The sequence below is a fragment of the Microbacterium sp. LMI12-1-1.1 genome (genome assembly GCF_040676455.1).
In the GTDB taxonomy this organism is placed as follows: Bacteria; Actinomycetota; Actinomycetes; order Actinomycetales; family Microbacteriaceae; genus Microbacterium.
In genome coordinates, this window is sequence record NZ_JBEGIA010000001.1 from 481473 (window position 1) to 501366 (window position 19894).

The following is a 19894-nucleotide window of genomic DNA, read 5'->3' on the forward strand; positions in this document are numbered from 1 at the left end:
CATGAGTGACCCGATCGAGACCCGCGCCCGCGAGATTCACGCCGAGAGGGAGCATCGCGCGCCGGTGACCGGTGCCCGCCTCACCCCTGAGGCCGCGTTCGACCTCGGGCGCAAGCACGGCACAGCCAGCCACGCCCGCGCCATGCGTCAGGCGCGCGACGAAGCCATTTCGACCCGCTACGCAGCCGCGAAGCGCATCGTGCGCACCGCCACCGCCGAAAAGGTAGAGGGCGTGCTACTGGACACGTTCACCGCCTCTGTTGTCGTCGCCGTGTTCGAGGCGATGAACGACACGAACCGCGCCCGGTTCGACTCCCTGCCCCTTGTCAAACTCGTTGACTTCTGCCTCTCGAAAGCGAGCGCCTGATGACCACCACACAGCCCGACACCGGCCCCACGTTCGAGTACCCCGAGCCCCGCGGATTCGCCGCGACCCTCGGCGCGTGGCTCGATGCAGACCGCAACCGGCCCGACATGGCCCGTGCCGCCGCGGACCGCCTGCCCCTGCGCGGAAGTGCCGCCGACCTGCGCGAAGCCATGGCCCGCCCGAGCGCTCTCGGCGGACGCATGACGCCGCAGACCATCGCCGTCAACTGGCGCGCGGGTGTCGCGGATGCCGCGCACGAGCTGCGCGAATCCCTCGCCGCCGCCGACGCCGGCGGATTCGCCGGACGCCGCCACAACATCAAGAAGGCCGCGCGGGAGCTTCTGCGCATGCTCGGAGAGGACTAGACCCATGACCACCCCCACCAAGGCCCGCCGCTGGAAGGCCGCCGACCGCCCCGCACTGTTCCCGCCCGTCGGGTCTGGCGCACTCCCCGCGTCCGGCTGGGAGCTGTGCGCGATCAACTCCAAAACGGCAACGTTCCGACACACTCACCTCGTGGGCGAGCTGGCAGACAGCGCGGATGCCGTCCGCGTCATGGACCCCGCGCCGTGGGTCATCACCGAGGGCGAGAAGGAGGGCGAGCGCCTGCCCTGGGAGACCGACCCGAGCGGCGGCGACACCCCGCCCACGGTCTGGGAGCCCCGCACCCTCGCACAGCTTCGCGCGGCCGGTGTGCTCATCGGCGCTGACCAGCGGAGCCCGTTCGACACCGGCCAGCGGGCCGAACCCCGCGAGTGGTCACACGCAACCATGCACGCCATTTCCCGCATGGTGGGCCGGGAGGTCGCGGAAGAGCTTGACCGCTTCGGCCGCGTCGATTTCGAGGACGACGCCGGTTCGACGGTCGCAATCGTTCACGCCGGGAACACCGGCAACGGCTGGACCGTCGATGTCTATGACTTCATGGGCGACGGACTCACGGTGCGCGAGACCAGCGAGGACGGCCACCCCGACATGCGCGCCGCCCTGACCACCTACCGCGCCGAAATGAAGGCCTACGCCGCCGCCTGTGACGCAGAGGAAGAGAGCGGGCTGGAGAAGGACGCAGAGTCGTACTACGCCCGCGATGACGCCGCGGTCGCGTTCGCGGAGGTCGCCGCCGCATGGATCGCCGCACGCCTGGGAATCGAGGCCGCACAGTGACCGCCGTCGACCGCGCCGCGCTCATCGCCGCCGTAGCGGAGGCTATCCCGTTCGACACCGCCGCAGAGCTTCCCTGGTGGTCGGACAACGATTACATGCACGGCGTGGTGGAGACCATCGCCGCCGCAACGGGCGACACGAGCCAGAATCGCCGGTCGGATGCGTGGTCCGAGATCCAGACCACCCTCGCGGAGAAGGCGCGCCACGTGCGCGCCGAGAAGATCGCGAACGACTACGCCGAGACCGCCTACGCATCCGCGCACGGCATCGGGGCGGGCGACATCCCCGCGATGGGCGAAGAGGGCGCGCGAGCAATCGCAGAGGTTCGCCGCACGATCACCGCCGCCGTGCTGCACGCCATGGCCGAGACGGAGAAGGCACGATGAGCACCACCACGAAGCGCTGGGACGGCGAAGACCTCGCCCCCGGCCACTACATCGCCACCGACAGCGAGCCGTGGCTGCGCGACGCCGCGACCGGCGAAGACGTCAACCTCGCAGCATTCGAGGCCGCAGCCCCGCGCACGCCCGAGACCGTAGACGTGGACTGCGAATGCGAATGGTCCTGGTTCCCCGGCGCATTCGCCCCCGTGAACAGCGACTACGGCATCCAGGCCTGCGACTCGTGCGACACCTACGAGGGAGACCTCGAAACCGCGGCCGCAATCGCCGCCCACCTGACCACCATCACCGGCAAGACCTACGAAATCTGGTACGAGGAGATGACCCGAGCATGACCATCAAGACCCCCGAGCAGGTCGCGTCCGAAATCGTGCAGGAGCACGGCGGAAACGGCGCTGCCGCATTCGCGAACATCGTTCGCGCAATCGAGGCCGACCGGGCGCAGCTCGTCGGCAACATCGCGACGGCACGCCTCGCTGTCAACGTGACCTACGACGCCGCCGAGGGAGGATCGAACGATCGAGAGATCGAAGTTCTCCAGGAGGTGCGCGACTGGTTCGAGGGCATCGTGCAGGCAGTCGGCGGCGAGTGGGAGCACGTGGCACTCGGTGAGTGCGACTACTGCGACGAGCTCGCGACAGGTGAGCACGAGGGCGACAAGCACTGCGACGAGCACGCGCCGGTCGTGATCCCCGAAGAGAACCAGTGCGACCAGTGCGACGAAGAGGCGACGAACCACTGGCCGAACCTCAAGAAGCCCGTGCAGCTCTGCGACGCCTGCGAACACGACGCCCGCCGCAGTGGATGGGAGCCGGGACAGTGACCGTCTTCGCCAGTAAGACGCCCCGCGACCTGATCGCCCACCCCGCAGACCCCGATATCTGCGGCGCATGCTGGGGCATCCTCCCGCCGGAAGGGGTGACGATGGTCCCTGATGACGGCCAGGTGTGCGACTGCCCCATGCCGACCCAGAACAACGAGCCGAACGGCATCCTGACCGCGTTTCGCGCAATCGACGCAGGCCGCAACGAGTACGCCGCATGGGTGCGCGACTTCGATGAGAACCCCGGATTCTGGACCCGCGGCTACGGCGACCCGAACGCGCGCTATCCGCAGTACACCCCGCTGGAACTCGACCACGCCCGCCGCGTCCTCACCCGCCTCGCACGACTCGCCGAAGGAGCCTACGCATGAGCACCGCAACCTCCGCATCCGACCGCTACGAGGCCGCTCGCGACGCGCTCGACAACTACGACGGGTGCCCCCGCGAGATGCGCGACGAGTTCGCCCCGCACGACCTCGCAGACGCTCTCCGCGGCCTCATCACCCCGCCCGCCACCGACGAGACCCCCCAGCAGATCGCCGCGCGCGTCCGCGACCGCCAGGACTCCCCGAGCTGGGAGCCTGACCGGGCGGGCCGCTACACCGTCCAGCAGGTCACGCTGATGATGCGCGCCGCCGTCGAGGCCGGCATCCAGGCCGCGTGGGAGTCGTGGGAGCCCGAGAACGCGCCCGGCGTGGACTCTGGCAGCCTCGAACAGCTCGCCACCGAGGCGAGCGAGGTCATCGGACGCTTCGAGGACCGCAGCTCCAAGCTCGGCGCGAGCATCGAGACGCCGTTCGAGCGCGAACTATTCAAGGCCCTGCGCGCGATCGTCGCGGAGGTGCGCGCATGATGCACCACGACCACATGCTGCGCGCGGCCGACGCGATCGACGGAGCCATGAAGGTGCTCCGCCCCGCCTCGCCCGAGTACCCGCTCACCCGCGCCGACCTCTTCCGCGCACTCGAGGCGGCAGGCGACCAGGAGTCGCACAACGAGCGGGTCATGGCGTGGGAGCGCGTGCGCTACCTCAGCGTCACCGTCGACGGAGTGAGTACCCCGCTCTACGCGCTCATGCGAGACCCCGAGAATCAGGCCGACCCCTACACTGTCGGGCGCGTCCCCTCCTTCGCAGCCCTGCTCGGCATGCTCAACCGGGTCGCAGGGATGGAGGCTCGCGCGTGAGCTTCGACGGATCGCACCGCGCCGACAGGCACGGCGTGGCCGGCCTCCCTCCCGTCACCCAGCCGCCGCGCGTCCGCATCCCCGGCTGCATCCTCATGCCAGCCATCCTCGGCGGGCTGATCCCCGTCATCGGCATCCTGTCCCTGTTCATCCACTGAAAGCGAGGCATCTATGAGCATCACCGAATGGCGCGAACTCGGCGCCGAGCACGCGAAGAACGGCCAGCCCTGCACCCCTCCCCCGCTCGGCCCCATCGGCAGCGCGTACCGCGAGGGCTACAACGAGGCGGCCTCGTGATGACCACCCTCGCTCTCCACCCGCTGCGCGAGCATCCGCCTCTGGAGCCCACCGTCGTCTCCTTCGTCCATGACGGCGAGGCGCACGCCTGGCCCTGGATCTCCGGCACCGGCGGCGCTCTGTTCTACCGCCAGGGCATCGACCGCGCCTTCTCGTGGGGTGAGGTCGTCGACCAGCACATCGACTGGGCCATGGACCCCGACATGGACGACACCATGCCGGAAGGCTGGGTCCGCCTCATCCCCGAAACCACCAACACGAAGGAAGCATCGTGATCCTCGCGACCGACCCCAACCCGCCCGCCTACCCCACGTGGGAGGACATGACGCCCGCCGAGCGCGACGAGCACCGCCAGTGGTGCCACGACTTCTGCGGCATCTGCGAGGCGCACCGCGCGTTCGGAGAGTGCGACTCGTGCGGCGCAGAGACCGAGGCTGTCGGCCCCGACGAGCTGTCGCGGTGCTGCGGATCCCCCGTCAAACTCTCCTCGCCGTTCGAGGACAACCTGCTCGCGCTTCGCGCAGCCTGAATCAGCTAGCTAAGATCGTTCCGTAGGAGGACACCACCAATGCCGAAGAAGCCCCAGACCGACGCCCAGAAGAAGCTCCTCGCGCAGCTCCGCACCGCCGACCAGGAGTGGCGTGACGCGAAGGAGACGCTGCGCGAGCGGCTCGAGGCCGAGCTCCAGAAGCAGCTCGAGGCGCTCGAGGTGAAGCGCAACATCCTCGCGTACCAGTGCAAGCAGGCCGACATCCCCGTCACCCACATCTCGAACGACGGACTCGACACCTCGGCCACGATCACCGCCTACCAGGCGATCAAGGCCGGCGCGCTCTACGCACCCACCGAGGCGCCGGCCGCCGCGTCGAAGGAGTTCGTGGCCAGCGCCGGGTCCGTGATCGTGACGCCGCCCGAGGCCGTGCTCGCCCCCCTCCTTCCTCGCCTCGGCATCGACGCACCGTACGCCGAGCTGAACGCCGAGCTGGCCAGCGCCACGTTCGACGTCGACGTCGAGACCGGCATCGTCACGGCCATCACGAACGGGTGGAACGAGGGGCACGGCGTCCGCCACCCCGTCGTCGCGCTCGTGAGCGCGGATGCCGCGTACCGTCAGCAGATCGTGGAGTGGGCAGCGTGAGGGTCGAAGAGGGTCAGCGCATCCGCCTCACCGGGCGCGCGTGGGGCGTCGGAAGCCGCGAGGTTTACGCCCGCGTGACGTTCGTCGACCACGCCTACGCCAAGCTCGACGACCAGGAAATCCTCGTCAGCGGCAGCATGGTCAACGGCTACGAGTTCGAGCTGGCGCCGTTCCCGCCGGTCGCGTACTCGAACGGCATCCAGCCCGAGAACATAGCCCTCTCGCTCGTGGCCGATGACTACTACGGCGACTGCAAGTACTGGAGCTACCGCGAGGACGACGAGGATGACGACCCCGTGACGCTCTGGCGGTCGACGCTGCGTCGCCTCGTTGCGCAGGGTGTGAAGGAGGGGCGGGCACAGTGACAGACAAGAGCCAGGCCATCCAGGTCACCACCGAGGTCGAGGTCGACTGGGCGGAGCTCGGTCGCATCTTCGCCGACGAGTCCAGCCCGAAGCAGGCTGAGTTTCTCATGGGGTTCTATGAGGCCGTGCAGGACTCGCAGCTCGCGTTCATCGGCGCAGAGAAGATCTTCAACGGTGACCGCGCCGACGTCGCGCGGGTCGTCGAGGATCTCGCCGCATTCATCCGAGAGCCCGCATGACCCCCGCCGACCTCTGCGCCGAGTGCGGCGAGTCGCTGTGGGCGCCGAACCCGAAGGCCGAGCCCGAGCACGCGCACATCCTCCTGCGCTGGGTGCACGACCACTCCGCGAAGAAGGTCGTCAAGGCCGTCAAGTTCCTGCCCGTCGACTGGTCGATGGATGACGAGCAGTCGAAGATCCACGGACGCATCACGCCCAGCCAGGAGCGCGCAATCGAGCTGGCCGTCGCGCAGATCGGCACCTCCAACGGCATCGTGATCGGAGATGAGCCCGGCTTCGGCAAGACAGCCATCGGCGCCGAGCTCATCAAGCGCGCTGGCTGGACCCGCGCCCTCATCATCGGCCTGCCCAACACGCACGACCAGTGGCACGAGCGCGTCTTCGCACAGAGCGACGGTGAGATCCGCGTGCGCATCATGAACGGCACGACGGTCGCCGGCCGCGCAAACTTCGAGGCGTTCATGAAGGGCGAGGATGGGATCTTCGTCGCTGGGTCGCACTTCCTGACCGAGAAGGATTGGGTCTCCGAGCCGCAGTTCAGCTACGACCTCCAGCCGGACGGCAGTGTCGAGAAGTGGCCGCTGTTCAAGGTCGTCAAGAAGACCGGCCTCATGGAATTCAAGCCGCGGAAGGATGGCGCGATCGGCCCCGCCGAGGAGCCGGTGCGCGTACGGAAGTCCCGGCGCATCGAGGCCTACCGTCGCACCTCCCGCAAGCCGCTGCAGGGCATCGTCTTCGATGAGGTCCAGGCGATCGCCAACCGCAAGAGCGCGACCCGCCGCACGATGGGCTCGATCAAGGCCACGTACTACTGCGCGATGAGCGGCACGTGGTTCCGCAACAAGCTCGAGAACATGTGGTCGGTCGCCCGCTGGACCTGGCCCGGCACCGACCCCGAGACCGGCCAGCCCTACGTCGAGACCAACCACGCCCGCTGGAAAGCCCGATTCCTCGACACCGAGAACATCGTCGGCCAGCGGGGCAAGGTGCTCACCGACTCCCGCGGCGAAGCGCTGACCAATGTGCTCGGCGAGCGAATCGAGGGCGAGTTCGTCGGGACCCTCCCCGCATACATCCGCCGCGAGGGCGAGCCGGTGCCAGCACCCGAGGTCATCTGGGTGGACCCGACACCCGAGCAGCGCGCGCAGATCCAGGATCTCGAAGAGGATCTCATGACGTGGGTCATGGGCTGGGACGGCGAAGAGGCGCCGCTCGTGGTCGACATGCCGATGGTGCTCCAGACCCGGCTGCGCCAGGTCGTCATCGCCGAGATCAGCTACGGCCAGGACGGAGATGTCGCGTTCCACGACGACGCCAAGGCGGCCAAGCTCGTGCCCCTCCGTCAGCTCACGGAGCAGCGCTGGGCTGGGCAGGCCGTGGCGATCTACACCGACTCGAAGATCGGCGCACAGTTCATCGAGAAGCGCATGCGCCGCGCCGGCGTCGACGCGCGCGCCTGGACGGGCGACCTGAACCGCCGCCAGCGGGACGAGATGAAGCGCGCCTTCATCGCGGGCGAGTTCCCGTACATCATCGCCACCGTCCAGTCGTTCGGCACCGGCATCGACGGCTTCCAGCGCGCCACCAACAAGGTCGCCTGGATCAGCCAGCCCCAGGGCGACCCGGCACTGGAGGACCAGGCCATCCGCCGCATCTTCCGCCACGGCGGCACACAGGTCGGCGGCGGCTTCGAGCATGTCGTGATCGCCATGAAGGACTCGACCGACGAGCACACGCTCGAGAACCTGCTCGCGAAGGCGTGGCAGGTCCGCACCGCAATGAACGGCGGCCTCCGGGCTGCCGCATGAGAGGAGAAATCATGACCACCACCGAATACCCCACCGCCCTGAGGGGCGCGACCGCACCCGTCCTGATGTGGGCGCACGAGCATGAGATCGAGGCATCCGCGCTGAACCAGCTCCGCTCGGTTAGCGAGCTGCCCGGCCTCTACGGGCTCCGCGTCATGCCCGACGTCCACTGGGGCAACGGCGCGACCGTGGGCTCAGTCATCGCCATGGAGCAGGCGCTCGCGCCGGCCGCCGTCGGCGTCGACATCGGCTGTGGCGTCAACGCCGTGCGCACCTCCCTCACGCTGGAGGGCCTCAGCGACCGCGACCTCAAGGAGCTGCGCAAGCGGTTCGAGAAGGCGATCCCCGTGGGCTTCAACATGCACGACCGCGCCGTCAACGCGCGCCGCCTCGGCCTGCAGGACGACTCGATCTTCTGGCGCCAGTTCGACCGCCTGCGCGCGGACGGCATCGACAAGATGGCCGATCGCGCCCACCGGCAGATGGGCACGCTCGGCGGCGGCAACCACTTCATCGAGCTGACCACGGACTCCACCGGCCAGGTGTGGATCACCCTGCACTCCGGCTCCCGCGGCGTCGGCAACGAGCTGGCCAAGCGCCACATCTCGAAGGCGAAGGAGCTGCCCGAGAACGCCGACCTGCCGAAGCACCTCCAGGAGCTCTCGCTGTTCTACCGCGGCACACCCGAGATGGACGCCTACCTGAACGACCTCCACTGGGCGCAGGAGTACGCCATGCGATCGCGCACCGTCATGATGGAGCTCGTGAAGCGGGAGCTCGGCGAGCACTTCGTCACGGGCACCCACTCGCACGCGCCGGTCTTCGTCACGTTCGACGAGGAGATCAACTGCCACCACAACTACGTGGCCGAGGAGATCATCGACGGGCGCAACATGATCGTCACCCGCAAGGGCGCGATCTCAGCGAAGAAGGGCGAGCTCGCGCTCATCCCCGGCTCGATGGCGACCGGCTCGTACATCGTGCGCGGTCTCGGCAACGAGGCCTCCTTCCAGTCCGCCAGCCACGGCGCCGGCCGCAAGATGAGCCGCTCCGAGGCGAAGAAGCGCTTCACCGTCGAGGACGTGGAGCGCACGATGCAGGGCATCGAGGCGCGCACGGATGCGGGCGTCATCGACGAGATCTCGCTGGCATACAAGGATCTCGACTCAGTGATCGAGGCCGAGAAGGATCTCGTGGAGGTCGTCCAGAAGCTCGACACGATCCTCTGCGTGAAGGGATAGTCGTGACGCTCCCCCACAAGCGCTGCCCCCAGTGCAGCACCCACTTCCTCAGGCGGAAGGGCGAGCACCCGTACAAGTACGCGAGGCGGAAGTTCTGCAGCCGGCGCTGCTCGGGCCTCCAGATCGCTGCCACCCATCCACGCCCACGGGTGCCTCCCAAGATCTCGGACGAAGAGATGCGCAAGCACATTACTGAGCAGCTCGACAATGCGACGATCGCAGCCATCCACAAGGTGAGCATGCGCACGGTGCAGCGGACGCGCGAGCGCATCGGCAAGCCGGCCCACCCCACCCCGCGGAGGTACACGCGGCAGGAGCTCGCGAGGGCGAGGCTTCTCGCCGACGAGGGGCTGCCGATCACCTGGGTCGCCGAGGACATCGAGCGTGGCGCCGTCGAGCTGCGCAAGAAGCTGCGCCGTGGGCACGCGCCGGGCTGGCTCGAGGTGTGGCCGAAGATCCGAAGGAACCCGACCCTGCTCGCACTGCACCGGGAGTTCGCTCCCCAATCCTGACCTCTCGCTTGCCTTGACGGGCGCCGGACCCTAGACTCCGCGCCCGTCAGGCAACGAGAGAGGCCCCATGAACCCCGACGACAAGATCGCCACCCTGCACGAGTTCGACGAGTGGCGACAGGAGAACGGATTCGCCAGCCGCAGCTTCGAGTCGTCAGTGGTCGCCTACGAAGCGCACCTCAAGGAGGAGGCGCGCGGCACCATCATCGCCGAGCTGCGCAGCTTGGCGCTCGCGCCGGGCGTCGATGCCCGCCGCGTCAACGCGCTCCTGGACCAGCTCGCATGAGCGCCGTCGCGAACTTCGACCGAGCGCTCGCCCGCGCTCGGCGCGACCCTGACGAGCCGCAGCCGCTCTGCGAGGGGCGTCCTGACGAGTTCACCCCTGACGTGCCGCCCTCCGAGAAGGAGGCGAAAGCGCTCTGCGCGGACTGCCCTCTGCTAGCTATGTGCAAGGAGGCCGCGAGGGGTCGTGCGGAGTGGGGAGTGCACGGCGGAATCGTGTGGCTGGACGGCAAGCAGTGGCACTGGCTCGCCCGATTTGGCCTCCTATCTGGGGAATATGAGCAGTACAACATCGATCAAAATTAATTCTCTGTTGGGGTTGCATAGCTAGCTAATTACGCGCTATCTTTGATTCATCGCCGCAGGGCGAAGAACGAAACCGAATCACTCAACAGAGGAGGTACGTATGAACGGAAATGGTGGCCTCGCGAGGAGGACCGAGGCGGGCACCCCCCGCCCCGCCATCAAGCCGGCGAACCCGACGCCGGCCAACGCTCCCAAGCATCACCGGGAGCACCCCAGCTACAAGACGAGGAGGTGGGCAGCGTGAACGAGATTCTCGACGACGCCGAGATCCGCAACCTCGTCATCTCGATGCTCCGCGCTCCCAAGGCGCGCGACGTCCAGAGGGGCATCGGAGCATCCGACCTCTCCAACGACTGCGACCGCTGCCTGGCGAACCGCCTCCTCGGCCGCATCATCCCCAACCCGCGCGCTGACTCGCTCTGGCTCGGCGCCGAGATGGGAACGGCTCTTCACGGCCACCTCCAGGGGCGCCACGACGAGCTGCACGACTCGCCGATGTTCCCGCAGCTCCACGGCTCCCACGCCGAAGAGCACCTGTTCTTCGGGCGGATCAACGGCTACGGCGACGTCCACGGCGACTCCGGCGGCACGATCGACCTGAGCCACCCGTGGCAGCTCGAGGACTACAAGGGCTCGACCCGCAAGAAGTCCTGCCTGCTCCAGGACTACCTCCAGTCGATCGGCGCCATGCGCCAGGGACTCGAGCCGTGGTGGAAGAAGCAGAAGGACACGAAGGCCTACGAGGGCGGCTACAAGCTCAACCTCGGCAGCGGCATCACCGCCCAGCTCTCCGCCAACGAGTACCGCGAGGAACTCGAGGGCATGAAGCACAAGGTGAACGGCTACTACGGCCAGCTCAACACCTACGGCCTCGCCCGCGCCCGCGCCGGCCGCCCGGTCACCCGCCTCTCGATCGTCTGGATCAACCGCGACGGTCACGGCATGTTCGACGACCCGGCCCACCCGCGGTACGAGGACCCCAACGCGATCCACGACGTCTGGGTGCTCTCGTTCGACTACAACGAGGCCTACGCGCTCGGCCTCCTGGCCCGCGCCCAGCGCATCTGGGACGCCCTCTCCGCAGGCGCCACGCCCGGCGACTTCACGCAGGCCGCGCACTGCTTCCCCTGCTCGCTCGAGATCGCCGACGCCAAGCGCGGCCACGATGTCGTCGCGACGATGAACCTGGAGATGGCCGCGTGATCGCCGTCGGAGACCCGCTCCACATCGGACGCGACCCCAAGGTGGTCGGCCGCATCGTCTCGGTCGACGAGACCGGCCACAGAATCGGCATGGTCATCACCGACGACGACGCCAAGCTCGAGTTCGCGCTTCGCCCGTCGCGCCTTCGCATCGGCAAGGCCGACCTGACCATCACGGAGGCCACGTGAGCGTCATCGCCACCTTCGACATCGCCAACGGCTCAGCCCATCGCACCTTCAAGATCCACAACATCACGAAGCTGAGCGACAGCCGAGACCCCGACACCGTGAGCCAGTACGTCGTCGAGCGGACCAATTCCGTCGGCGGCGGCGGGTATCGCACGGCGAGCTTCGAGCACCGCTTCGGAGACGACGTGACGATCCTCGTCGCGAAGGCCGGCGCGGCGCTGCGCAAGAAGTACGGCAACGTCTGAACCCCCGTCTGCTAGCTAAATGCAGGCCTACACTTCCATCCCAGAGAGCGAGGAACCAACCATGAGCGACACCATCGCAACCCCGGAGGCCCCCATCGAGGTCACCATGCACGGACAGCCCCACGAGGGCGTGACCACCGGCATGCCAGCACTGCCTTCCTTCATGTTCGCCGCCACGGCGGCCGAGGCCATCGGCTTCCCGAAGAGCCTCCTGCTCTACGGCGACACCGGCACGCGGAAGACCACGATGATCGCCGAGCTGGTCACCGCCGGCATCTCCAAGCGCGCCATCATCATCGACATCGACAACGGCATCGAGACGCTGATGGTCGACGAGAACATCCGTGCCGAGATTTTCGACCCGAACACCAACCCGCACGGCCGCATCATCGTCATGACGGTCGACCCCGTGATGGACCCCTACGCCTTCCACAAGGTCGACTCGATCATCTGCGAGATGACCGGCTCGCGGCACCCGGTCGATGGGGCAGGCAACCCGCTGTGGACGAAGTTCGAGCCGAACCCGGCCGCTACGCCCATCGACGTCGACCTCGTGTCCCTGGACACGCTCAACGTGTTCCAGAACGTCGCCGTGAAGTTCTTCCAGCAGATCACGCTCAACTCGGCCGGCAAGCCCGACACCCTCAAGGCGTGGGGTGAGGTCGGCGTCTACACCGACGCGATCGTGCGCCTGTTCCAGAACACCGACCGTTTCACCGGCGCCTTCGCGATGCACCCGATGACCGACACCGAGAACACCGGCAAGGTCACGATCAAGCCGAAGCTCCAGGGTGGCACGAAGGACTCGGTGGCGACCATCCCCAGCCTCGTCGCCTACCTCGACTTCCAGTCGCTCGGCGCCGCCGGCCAGGGCACCACGCTCACCGCCACGCTCGGCGAGTCCGCGGTCTACACGGCGAAGAACCGCTACCGGTTCCCGTCGCAGATGCAGGACTTCAACCTCGTGCGTCTGTACCAGCAGATCGCCGAGAAGATCGGCAAGCCGCTGCCCAACCACAACCCGCAGCCCATCACCCAGGCACCCAACCCCCAGTCCGTCTTCGCGGCGGCCTGAACCACAGAGAAGGAGAACCGATGAATGGTTTCGTCGCAGAAGTCGACCCGAATGCTCAGGCAGCGCGGGAGGAAGCCCTCTCCGGAGGCAATGGCATCTACCCGCCCCTGCCGAAGGGCCGCTACCAGGCGGTGATCGTCGCGCTCGCGCCGGCGAAGAACCTGCCGTGCGAGCTCACCACGTTCGGCGGCGCGGGCGCCAACAAGGACAAGCCCGTGCTGCGGCTCGCGGCGAAGATCGTCGACGGATCGCCCACGGGCAAGGGTCGCGTGATCTTCTTCCGCGTCCCGATGTTCAGTCGCTACGCCCCGACCGAGAAGAACCCGCAGGGCGCGACCGCCCGCACGTACTTCGACTTCTGGGAGAAGGTCGTCGGCCTGCCCGCTGAGGTCGTGCTCTCGGGTCAGCTCGGCGTGGGCCCCGAGGCGTTCCTCGGCAAGCCGCTCACGATCGTCGTGTCGGACCCGAAGGAGCCGCGCAACGAGAAGGACGCGGAGAACAACCCGCTCGGCTCGAACGAGGTCGACTTCGTGGACGCGCCGGGCGACATCGCCCTGACGCCGCTGCGCAAGCCGGGCGTGCCCGTCGCCGCGTGGCTCGACGCGAACGACAACCTCAAGCCGGACTACACGTTCGCGTACCAGAAGACGGCGCCCGCCGCCGCCTACGGGGCGCCCGCCGCGCCCACCGGTGGCGGATGGGGCGCACCGGCCGCCGCCGCACCCACGCAGACCGCGCCGCTGACGACCGGCGCGACGCCGGGCTGGGGCACGCCGCCCGCGCAGCCCGCGGCCCAGCCGGCCGCCGCCGCGACGCCGGGATGGGGCGCCCCGCCCTCGCAGGGGCTCGCCGCGGCGGGCGCCGAGGCCGGGTACTGATGTCCACGCCTGAGCTGTGAGACAGGGTGCGGGCGGAGGCCAGGGGGCCTTCCGCCCGCACCCACCAACCAGGATCAGTAGCTCAATTGGCAGAGCGCGGAAGCCCGAACGGGCACAGCCGTCGTTGCGGGTTCGACTCCCGCCTGATCCACCACTCAATCTGCTAGCTATCCGACGGAAGGACCCATCATCACCACCCCTCCCCTGAGGTCATACCGTGACGCTGCGCCCGTCTACCTCGAGCGCGGATTCCTCCCGATGCCCGCCCATGGCAAGCGCCCCGTCCCCGCCGGCGCCACCGGCCGCAACGGCACCGTCACCCCCGAGAAGATCGCCGACTGGATCCAGAATGGCTTCCGATTCATGGCGAACCACGACACGAAGGAGTGGGCGACCCAGCCGTCCGACACGGCGAACACCGCGCTCCGCGCCGGCAAGCTCGAGGTCCGCATCGACGTCGACGACTACGGCCAGAAGATGGGCGCCGCCCAGCTCGCCGAGCTCGAGGCGAAGCTCGGCCCGCTGCCCGCCACTCCCTCGTCCACCTCGCGCGGCGGCGACTCGGAGAGCCGCCAGCACTTCTTCCTCCTCCACGAGCCGATCGAGCTCGTCGGCAAGGCGGCGGCCGACATCGACATCATCCAGCACGGCCACCGCTACTCGCTCGTCTACCCGTCGACCAACCCGGACGCCGAGGGCAACCCGCCGTACCTCTGGTACGACGCCGATGGCGAGGTCATGGATGGCCCGCCGCACATCGACGACCTCGAGTACCTGCCGCAGGCGTGGGTGGACTACCTCCGCGTCGACGAGACGGCGCGTGCGCACGTCTCGGAGCAGTGGGATGGCGAGATCCCCGAGGCGGCCACAGCGACGGAGGAGCGCAAGCTGCGCGCGATCGTCGCGAGCCTGCAGGCCCTTCCCGACGTGTGGCACGAGGGGGCCGGCTGGCACGATGTCACCCGCAACGCCGCGTGCTGGCTGTGGCGCATGGCGCGGTCGAACGCCTACGCACTCACCCCCGACCAGGGCTACCAGCTCATGCTGGACCACACCCCGCTCTACCCCGGCTGGGGCATTGACAAGCTCGAGAGCCAGTGGAGCTCGTGCGAGAAGTCCACCGAAGGGCAGTTCGAGGAGCCGCCGCTCGACGACCGCCCGCCGCTCCTGCCCTGGAACGGCTTCCCCACCGACCGCATGTTTCCGTCGATCAACGGCGAGCATTTCGCGACCCTCTGGATGGCGAAGCCCGAGAACACCACGCCTGCGGGCCTCTGGGGCAGAAGGCAGCAACTCCTCGTCGCGATGCTCAGCTCGGGCTTCACCGAGCAGGAGGCGGCGACCGTCGTCTGGCACTCCGGCGCCGCCGCCCACCCCGGCTTCTCGTTCGGCGGCCAGGTGTTCGTCGATCGCGACTCGCGCATCATCACCGACTATGACCTGTGGCGAGAGGTCGACAAGGCGCAGGCCACTGTCGCCCAGTCCACCGGTGAGGTCGTGGAGGCTGCACCTCTCGACGAGCGGCCGAGCCTGGAGCTCGAGCCGACGCAGCTCTCCTTCCTCGATGACGCCGAACGGCAGATCCTCGCCAGCCCCGACGGCGTGTGGTGGGGCTCCCGCTTCGTCGAGTGGGCCCGGCACACCTACGGCACGAAGCTCAACGAGTCGTACTACCGCCTCAACCGCTGGGTGATTCTGTCGACCATCCTTGGCAGCAAGGCGATGCTCGCTGCCCCCGGTGGCACCCCGCGCCGCCTCACGCTCTACGTGATGCTCGTCGGCCCAACCACCTCCGGCAAGTCGACCGCGTTCTCCGCCGTGAAGAACTGCCTCAACGCGTTCTTCCTCCTCGACGACCACCCCGACATCGGCGGCGACCACACCCCCGAGTCGCTCTCCAAGACGCTGCTCAGCCGTGACGGTCTCACGTCGCTGTTTCGCGTGGATGAGGCGCACGAGGTGTTCGCGACCCGGTGGAACCGAGAGATCGGCCCGTACTCCGGCGTCAAGGGCATGCTGACCGACCTGTACGACGGCGAGGTCGCCGCCCGCTTCCGCGCCACTGAGCAGAGCAGCGGCCAGGGTGCCGAGACGTTCATGACCGTTCACCTCATGGGAACGCGCGAGGGCATGGTCGACGTCATCGGCCCGAAGGACTGGAAGTCCGGCCTCATGCCACGATTCGTCTGGGCGATCGGTGTGCCGATCGAGCGCACGAAGGAGTCGATGCTCAACCGCTGGGTCACCGAAGAAGCGATGGCGGCGCAGGCCGACGACGACGAGCGCAAGGCCGCCGGTCGGAAGATCTTCCAGCAATGGGCAGCCGAGTTCCAGGGCATGACGGATGCCGTGCAGGCGCCGAACGGGCAGCCGTTCCTGCTCAACATGCCCGCCGCGGTGGCGGCGCGCTGGGCCGAGTTCGCGTGGTCGCTCATGAAGCTCGCGCATCAGCACCCCGCGCACCGTGAGCAGCTCGAGGCGACTTTTGACCGTCTCGCGGAGTCCGTGATGCGTGCCGCTGGACTCGTGGCGTTGTCGCGAAGGCGAAGGCGCGTGGAGATGAGTGACCTCCTCATCGCCATCGAGCAGGGCGAGGAGTGGGTGGGCAACGTGATGCTCATGGTGCAGGAGACGGAGGAGTCGCCCCGCACCCGCCAGGTCAACGCCATCGAGCGCTACCTCGTCGAGAAGGGCGGCACCGTGGCGATCGCCGCCATCCACCGCCTGCCGCAATTCCGCGACAACCAGGGCCACGTCAAGGGCCTCATCGAAGAGCTCGTGGCCCAGGGCCGCGCACAGAAGGACCCCGCAACCGACACGCTGCGGCTCAAGGGACTTACGACGGAAGGAGCGATCGCCGCATGAGCGACATCATCATCGACAGAAGGCACGAGGTGCGCGCCGCCCGCGACATCTACCGCCGCCGGAACGCGATCGACGACGAGACGCGCGAGCGCGCCGTCACGTTGCTCGCCGGCCACAAGGACGCCGACGGCGCCCCGCTGTGGTCGATGGCCCAGGTGGCGAAGATCTCAGGCGCCAAGCCCTCCGTCGTGCGCCGCCTCATGGACAAGAAGGACCACACGGGCGGAAGGATCAACCCCGAGTCGTTCGATCTGATCCTGGAGGAGATCGCCCTCAAGGACCGCAACGAGTCGAACGTGCTGCTCACCAAGAGGATCATCGACGACGGCACCTCCACCTACCAGCTCTCGAAGCTCATCGGCGTGAAGGTCCCCACGGTGAAGTGGCGCCTCGACAAGGCTCGGAAGATGGCCGCATGAACACCGGCGACCCGATGCCGCTGCCGATCTGGCCGCCGGACCCCTCCCCCGAGCGCCTGGCGCTCATCAAGGAGGCGAAGCTCCAGCTCGACACGCCCATCAAGATCTACCCGTGCCCCGCCGTGCCGGGCTCCCCCGGCCGCACGCTGGCCTTCGGTGAGCCGCCGTCGCACATCTCCGAGTCGGTCATCATCCGGCCCGAGAACGTCGACAACGTGGAGAGCATCCGCCGCGCGCTCGACTTCCTCCTGCACGCCCCCGCGGGCTCGCCGGGCGCGTTCACCCACGAGCTGTGGCTGCAGGCGGTCATGGGTTCCGGCGTGAAGTTCGCCTACGAGGAGGCGTACCCAAACGCCGACGACATCGCCAACCCCTACGCATGGAACCTGGAGGCCATGTGAGCGGCCACCCCGACGGCCGAAGCTGGGAGCAGTACTACGCCGACATGCGCGCCGCGAACGAGAGCGGTGGCATCGAGATCCCACCCGTCACGCGCACGGTGCTGCGCCGCTCGCGCCCCGCTCAGGCCGCGGAGAAGTTCCTGGGTCTCGGTGTGCGCAAGACGCTGAAACGCGTGCGAGACGCCGGCTGGGCGCGCGTGGAGCTGGGCTGGAGCAGGACGTGGGTCAGCACGGAGTTCTACGCGGCCGACAGCGCCAAGAAGCCCGGCGAGGAGGCGCCGGCGAACCGCAAGGGCGACGTCAAGAAGGCCGCGCACGAGGAGCGCCACTGGTGGCTGCTCGCCGCGCATCCCGCCTACCGCATCGGTTTCGTCGCGCACTGGACGGAGGGCGTCACGCCGGCAGGCAAGCGGAGCTTCACATTCCAGTCCGCCTCGGCTACTGACCCGCTCGGCATCCCCACCGAGCTCGCTGCCGACTACTCCGTCGACGCCAACGCCAAGCGCCGCGTGAAGGACGAGCCCGGTCACATCTACGAGGGCCGCATCGCGCTGCTCGAGGCGAACGCCCGCCGGCTGAATCGCGAGTACAACACCGGCCACAGCTACCTCAACCACCACCCCGTCTTCAAGGCCTTCAAGGAGTTCGAGGCCTGGCTCGTCGAGTTCATCGAGATCGTCGAGAAGGCTCGCGCGCAGCGGGAGGAGGCTGCAGCGTGAAGTGCTCCTGTGAGGGCGCGAAGTGCAAGCTCGACGCCGACTCACCCCGCCACGGCCGCCCGACCGGCTACAAGAAGCACGGGTGCCGCTGCCGCGCGTGCCGCGAAGCCAACGCCGAGTACCAGGCGGAGTGGCTCAGCCGAGATGACGACGACGACGTGACCATCACCATCACCGTTACCCGCGCCGAGAGGCGAGCGATCGCCGAACTGGCCTCCCATCACTTACTCACCGTGCCCGAATACGGGCGCTTCCGAATGATGCAAGACCCAATCGAAAGGATCTGATCCCACCATGAACAACGTCACTCCCTTCCCCCGCAAGGACACCTCGGTCTACACCGTCGAGCAGCTCGCCGCCATGGGCGACGACGAGTTCAACCGCCTCGTCACCGACAACCTCAAGGCCACGATGCGGTGGAAGAGCCCGTTCCAGCAGGATGCCGTCGTGAGGCGCACGCTGCTCTCCCTCGTCGCGAAGCTGCACGCCACGGACGCCACGCTGCGCATCCAGGCCGAAGACCCGACCGTCAGCGTCGAGCGCTACGAGTCCGCGCAGTCGTTCCGCCGCCACCTCCTCGCCGCCGTCGACGTGACGGAGCGCCGCGCGAGCTTCCTCATCCCCCGCGCAGCCCGCGAGGCCAGCGAGTGGAAGACGCTCCTCCACGAGGTGCTCGACGAGCTGGTCGACACCGAGTTCGATGACGTGCTCGACGAGTTCGACATCCCCTTCGCCGACGGCATGAGCCTGCGCATGTGGCGCGACGCCCGCATCGTCAAGGACCCGTCGCGAGCGGTTCCGGTGAAGGAGCTGGCCGCCTGATGCTCGTCGACCAGACCAACTACGAGATCCCCCTCGAGCTCGAGAGCGCCACGCTGCGCGTCGACGTCGACCGAGACTCCAGCATCCACGACGAGTCCTGGGTGTTCATCGACTTCGACGGACCTGATGACGAAGGCCACACCAAGCTCACGCTCGAGGAGGCCGGCAAGCTCCACGACCGGCTCGGGCTGATCCTCGGCCGGGTGTCGATCGACCGCGAGCTCATCCATGTCCCGCACGGCCCGCGCGGGCTGAACGAGGATCTCGCCGACGCGAACTATCTGCGCTCGGCCGCCGACCGGTGGCGCACGCGCCGCCTGATGGGGTTCAACCTCACGGCCACCGTCGCGGGCATCCTCGACACCCTCGCCGACAAGCTGGAGCGGAAGGCGTGACCCGCGCACTCTGGGTCGACCCCGGCCTGATGACGGGCATCGCGCTGAGCTACTACGACGCCACCACGCCGTACCAGCTCCTCCAGCGGTGGCAGATCGGCCGCGGCATCCACGGGTGGATCGACTGGAAGCTCAACGTCGGCATCCACCTGGGGATCGACGAGCTGGGCTACGAGAAGTTCATCCTCGGGCAGGAGGAGGACGCGCAGCTCTCCGGTGATCCGCTCGCGGGCGTGCCGATCGAAGGCTCCATCCACGAGTGGGGCATCGTCGCCGGCATCCCCGTGATGATCCAGGACCGCACGCACAAGGGCAGCCTCATCGGCTACCCGACGCCCGCGCGCTCGAAGGCGGAGCGCCAGCGGGTGCGGTTCGACTGGCTCGAGGAGCATGGGCTCTTCGAGGCGGGTACGGGCAACGACGACTCGAACGACGCGATTACCCATGGGATCGTGAACCTCAAGATCCGCCACCACGTTCCCACAATGCGGCACTTCTGGCCTCCGCGGCGAAGGCTCGATGTGGTAGCGTGAGCGCGAAGCGTAGCTAGCTAATC

The 19894-nt window shown here is 68.1% G+C and carries 34 protein-coding genes and 1 tRNA gene; all 35 read left to right on the forward strand.

The genetic code is table 11. The features are described from left to right. The first annotated feature begins 1 nt into the window (after position 1). The 35 genes from MRBLMI12_RS02310 (at position 2) to MRBLMI12_RS02480 (ending at position 19871) form a co-directional block, all read left to right on the forward strand. The gene (locus MRBLMI12_RS02310; RefSeq protein ID WP_363353559.1) at positions 2-367 is read left to right on the forward strand and encodes a hypothetical protein; all 366 of its coding nucleotides are present in this window, start codon (positions 2-4) and stop codon (positions 365-367) included. Further along, entirely contained in the window at positions 367-732 is a 366-nt protein-coding gene (locus tag MRBLMI12_RS02315; protein ID WP_363353561.1) for a hypothetical protein, read from the forward strand. Before MRBLMI12_RS02310 ends, MRBLMI12_RS02315 begins: the two co-directional genes overlap by 1 nt. Positions 733-736: 4 nt before the next feature. Continuing rightward, positions 737-1531 (forward strand): hypothetical protein, encoded by a 795-nt coding sequence (locus tag MRBLMI12_RS02320; protein ID WP_363353563.1) that lies wholly within the window; start codon positions 737-739, stop codon positions 1529-1531. Beyond that, positions 1528-1917: a hypothetical protein gene (locus MRBLMI12_RS02325; RefSeq protein WP_363353565.1), complete on the forward strand. Its 390-nt coding sequence runs from the start codon at positions 1528-1530 to the stop codon at positions 1915-1917. Before MRBLMI12_RS02320 ends, MRBLMI12_RS02325 begins: the two co-directional genes overlap by 4 nt. Beyond that, positions 1914-2267, forward strand: a complete 354-nt coding sequence (locus tag MRBLMI12_RS02330) for a hypothetical protein (RefSeq protein ID WP_363353566.1) — start codon at positions 1914-1916, stop codon at positions 2265-2267. Before MRBLMI12_RS02325 ends, MRBLMI12_RS02330 begins: the two co-directional genes overlap by 4 nt. After that, on the forward strand, positions 2264-2755 hold the full coding sequence (locus tag MRBLMI12_RS02335) for a hypothetical protein (protein ID WP_363353568.1): 492 nt from the start codon (positions 2264-2266) through the stop codon (positions 2753-2755). Before MRBLMI12_RS02330 ends, MRBLMI12_RS02335 begins: the two co-directional genes overlap by 4 nt. Next, positions 2752-3126, forward strand: a complete 375-nt coding sequence (locus MRBLMI12_RS02340) for a hypothetical protein (RefSeq protein WP_363353570.1) — start codon at positions 2752-2754, stop codon at positions 3124-3126. Before MRBLMI12_RS02335 ends, MRBLMI12_RS02340 begins: the two co-directional genes overlap by 4 nt. Next, complete coding sequence (locus MRBLMI12_RS02345; RefSeq protein ID WP_363353572.1) at positions 3123-3608, forward strand: hypothetical protein; 486 nt, start codon at positions 3123-3125, stop codon at positions 3606-3608. Before MRBLMI12_RS02340 ends, MRBLMI12_RS02345 begins: the two co-directional genes overlap by 4 nt. Continuing rightward, positions 3605-3940 carry a hypothetical protein gene (locus MRBLMI12_RS02350; protein ID WP_363353574.1) on the forward strand — a complete coding sequence of 112 codons (336 nt, stop codon included), beginning with the start codon at positions 3605-3607 and terminating at the stop codon, positions 3938-3940. Before MRBLMI12_RS02345 ends, MRBLMI12_RS02350 begins: the two co-directional genes overlap by 4 nt. Continuing rightward, on the forward strand, positions 3937-4098 hold the full coding sequence (locus MRBLMI12_RS02355) for a hypothetical protein (RefSeq protein ID WP_363353576.1): 162 nt from the start codon (positions 3937-3939) through the stop codon (positions 4096-4098). The genes MRBLMI12_RS02350 and MRBLMI12_RS02355 overlap by 4 nt, the downstream gene beginning before the upstream one ends. A gap of 13 nt (positions 4099-4111) precedes the next feature. Continuing rightward, positions 4112-4237 (forward strand): hypothetical protein, encoded by a 126-nt coding sequence (locus MRBLMI12_RS02360; RefSeq protein WP_363353578.1) that lies wholly within the window; start codon positions 4112-4114, stop codon positions 4235-4237. Then, the gene (locus MRBLMI12_RS02365) at positions 4237-4512 is read left to right on the forward strand and encodes a hypothetical protein (RefSeq protein ID WP_363353580.1); all 276 of its coding nucleotides are present in this window, start codon (positions 4237-4239) and stop codon (positions 4510-4512) included. The genes MRBLMI12_RS02360 and MRBLMI12_RS02365 overlap by 1 nt, the downstream gene beginning before the upstream one ends. Next, positions 4509-4766: a hypothetical protein gene (locus MRBLMI12_RS02370; protein ID WP_363353581.1), complete on the forward strand. Its 258-nt coding sequence runs from the start codon at positions 4509-4511 to the stop codon at positions 4764-4766. The genes MRBLMI12_RS02365 and MRBLMI12_RS02370 overlap by 4 nt, the downstream gene beginning before the upstream one ends. 39 nt (positions 4767-4805) lie before the next feature. Then, positions 4806-5375, forward strand: a complete 570-nt coding sequence (locus MRBLMI12_RS02375) for a hypothetical protein (protein WP_363353582.1) — start codon at positions 4806-4808, stop codon at positions 5373-5375. Continuing rightward, entirely contained in the window at positions 5372-5740 is a 369-nt protein-coding gene (locus MRBLMI12_RS02380; RefSeq protein ID WP_363353584.1) for a hypothetical protein, read from the forward strand. Before MRBLMI12_RS02375 ends, MRBLMI12_RS02380 begins: the two co-directional genes overlap by 4 nt. Next, positions 5737-5979: a hypothetical protein gene (locus tag MRBLMI12_RS02385; RefSeq protein WP_363353585.1), complete on the forward strand. Its 243-nt coding sequence runs from the start codon at positions 5737-5739 to the stop codon at positions 5977-5979. Before MRBLMI12_RS02380 ends, MRBLMI12_RS02385 begins: the two co-directional genes overlap by 4 nt. Beyond that, on the forward strand, positions 5976-7787 hold the full coding sequence (locus tag MRBLMI12_RS02390) for an SNF2-related protein (protein WP_363353587.1): 1812 nt from the start codon (positions 5976-5978) through the stop codon (positions 7785-7787). Before MRBLMI12_RS02385 ends, MRBLMI12_RS02390 begins: the two co-directional genes overlap by 4 nt. A gap of 11 nt (positions 7788-7798) precedes the next feature. Further along, positions 7799-9028: an RtcB family protein gene (locus MRBLMI12_RS02395; RefSeq protein WP_363353589.1), complete on the forward strand. Its 1230-nt coding sequence runs from the start codon at positions 7799-7801 to the stop codon at positions 9026-9028. Between the two features lie 149 nt (positions 9029-9177). Continuing rightward, positions 9178-9540 (forward strand): hypothetical protein, encoded by a 363-nt coding sequence (locus tag MRBLMI12_RS02400; protein ID WP_363353591.1) that lies wholly within the window; start codon positions 9178-9180, stop codon positions 9538-9540. A 67-nt stretch (positions 9541-9607) separates the two neighbouring features. Beyond that, on the forward strand, positions 9608-9826 hold the full coding sequence (locus MRBLMI12_RS02405) for a hypothetical protein (RefSeq protein ID WP_363353593.1): 219 nt from the start codon (positions 9608-9610) through the stop codon (positions 9824-9826). After that, entirely contained in the window at positions 9823-10128 is a 306-nt protein-coding gene (locus MRBLMI12_RS02410; protein ID WP_363353595.1) for a WhiB family transcriptional regulator, read from the forward strand. Before MRBLMI12_RS02405 ends, MRBLMI12_RS02410 begins: the two co-directional genes overlap by 4 nt. A 240-nt stretch (positions 10129-10368) precedes the next feature. Beyond that, positions 10369-11331, forward strand: a complete 963-nt coding sequence (locus tag MRBLMI12_RS02415; RefSeq protein ID WP_363353597.1) for a hypothetical protein — start codon at positions 10369-10371, stop codon at positions 11329-11331. Further along, complete coding sequence (locus MRBLMI12_RS02420; protein ID WP_363353599.1) at positions 11328-11519, forward strand: hypothetical protein; 192 nt, start codon at positions 11328-11330, stop codon at positions 11517-11519. The genes MRBLMI12_RS02415 and MRBLMI12_RS02420 overlap by 4 nt, the downstream gene beginning before the upstream one ends. Next, positions 11516-11764, forward strand: a complete 249-nt coding sequence (locus MRBLMI12_RS02425) for a hypothetical protein (protein ID WP_363353601.1) — start codon at positions 11516-11518, stop codon at positions 11762-11764. Before MRBLMI12_RS02420 ends, MRBLMI12_RS02425 begins: the two co-directional genes overlap by 4 nt. A 61-nt stretch (positions 11765-11825) precedes the next feature. After that, on the forward strand, positions 11826-12839 hold the full coding sequence (locus tag MRBLMI12_RS02430; protein WP_363353603.1) for an AAA family ATPase: 1014 nt from the start codon (positions 11826-11828) through the stop codon (positions 12837-12839). A 20-nt stretch (positions 12840-12859) separates the two neighbouring features. Next, complete coding sequence (locus MRBLMI12_RS02435; protein ID WP_363353605.1) at positions 12860-13717, forward strand: hypothetical protein; 858 nt, start codon at positions 12860-12862, stop codon at positions 13715-13717. 71 nt (positions 13718-13788) lie between these two features. Then, positions 13789-13871 (forward strand) — tRNA-OTHER (locus MRBLMI12_RS02440). A 50-nt stretch (positions 13872-13921) separates the two neighbouring features. After that, positions 13922-16582 (forward strand): bifunctional DNA primase/polymerase, encoded by a 2661-nt coding sequence (locus MRBLMI12_RS02445; RefSeq protein ID WP_363355709.1) that lies wholly within the window; start codon positions 13922-13924, stop codon positions 16580-16582. After that, positions 16579-17001 (forward strand): hypothetical protein, encoded by a 423-nt coding sequence (locus MRBLMI12_RS02450; RefSeq protein ID WP_363353607.1) that lies wholly within the window; start codon positions 16579-16581, stop codon positions 16999-17001. Before MRBLMI12_RS02445 ends, MRBLMI12_RS02450 begins: the two co-directional genes overlap by 4 nt. Beyond that, positions 16998-17402, forward strand: coding sequence for a hypothetical protein (locus tag MRBLMI12_RS02455; RefSeq protein ID WP_363353609.1), 405 nt, complete (start codon positions 16998-17000; stop codon positions 17400-17402). The genes MRBLMI12_RS02450 and MRBLMI12_RS02455 overlap by 4 nt, the downstream gene beginning before the upstream one ends. Further along, entirely contained in the window at positions 17399-18121 is a 723-nt protein-coding gene (locus MRBLMI12_RS02460; protein WP_363353611.1) for a hypothetical protein, read from the forward strand. Before MRBLMI12_RS02455 ends, MRBLMI12_RS02460 begins: the two co-directional genes overlap by 4 nt. Next, positions 18118-18408: a hypothetical protein gene (locus MRBLMI12_RS02465; protein WP_363353613.1), complete on the forward strand. Its 291-nt coding sequence runs from the start codon at positions 18118-18120 to the stop codon at positions 18406-18408. The genes MRBLMI12_RS02460 and MRBLMI12_RS02465 overlap by 4 nt, the downstream gene beginning before the upstream one ends. A gap of 7 nt (positions 18409-18415) precedes the next feature. Next, the gene (locus tag MRBLMI12_RS02470) at positions 18416-18943 is read left to right on the forward strand and encodes a hypothetical protein (RefSeq protein WP_363353615.1); all 528 of its coding nucleotides are present in this window, start codon (positions 18416-18418) and stop codon (positions 18941-18943) included. After that, entirely contained in the window at positions 18943-19338 is a 396-nt protein-coding gene (locus MRBLMI12_RS02475) for a hypothetical protein (RefSeq protein WP_363353617.1), read from the forward strand. Before MRBLMI12_RS02470 ends, MRBLMI12_RS02475 begins: the two co-directional genes overlap by 1 nt. Then, positions 19335-19871 (forward strand): hypothetical protein, encoded by a 537-nt coding sequence (locus tag MRBLMI12_RS02480; RefSeq protein ID WP_363353619.1) that lies wholly within the window; start codon positions 19335-19337, stop codon positions 19869-19871. The genes MRBLMI12_RS02475 and MRBLMI12_RS02480 overlap by 4 nt, the downstream gene beginning before the upstream one ends. Positions 19872-19894 lie beyond the last annotated feature (23 nt).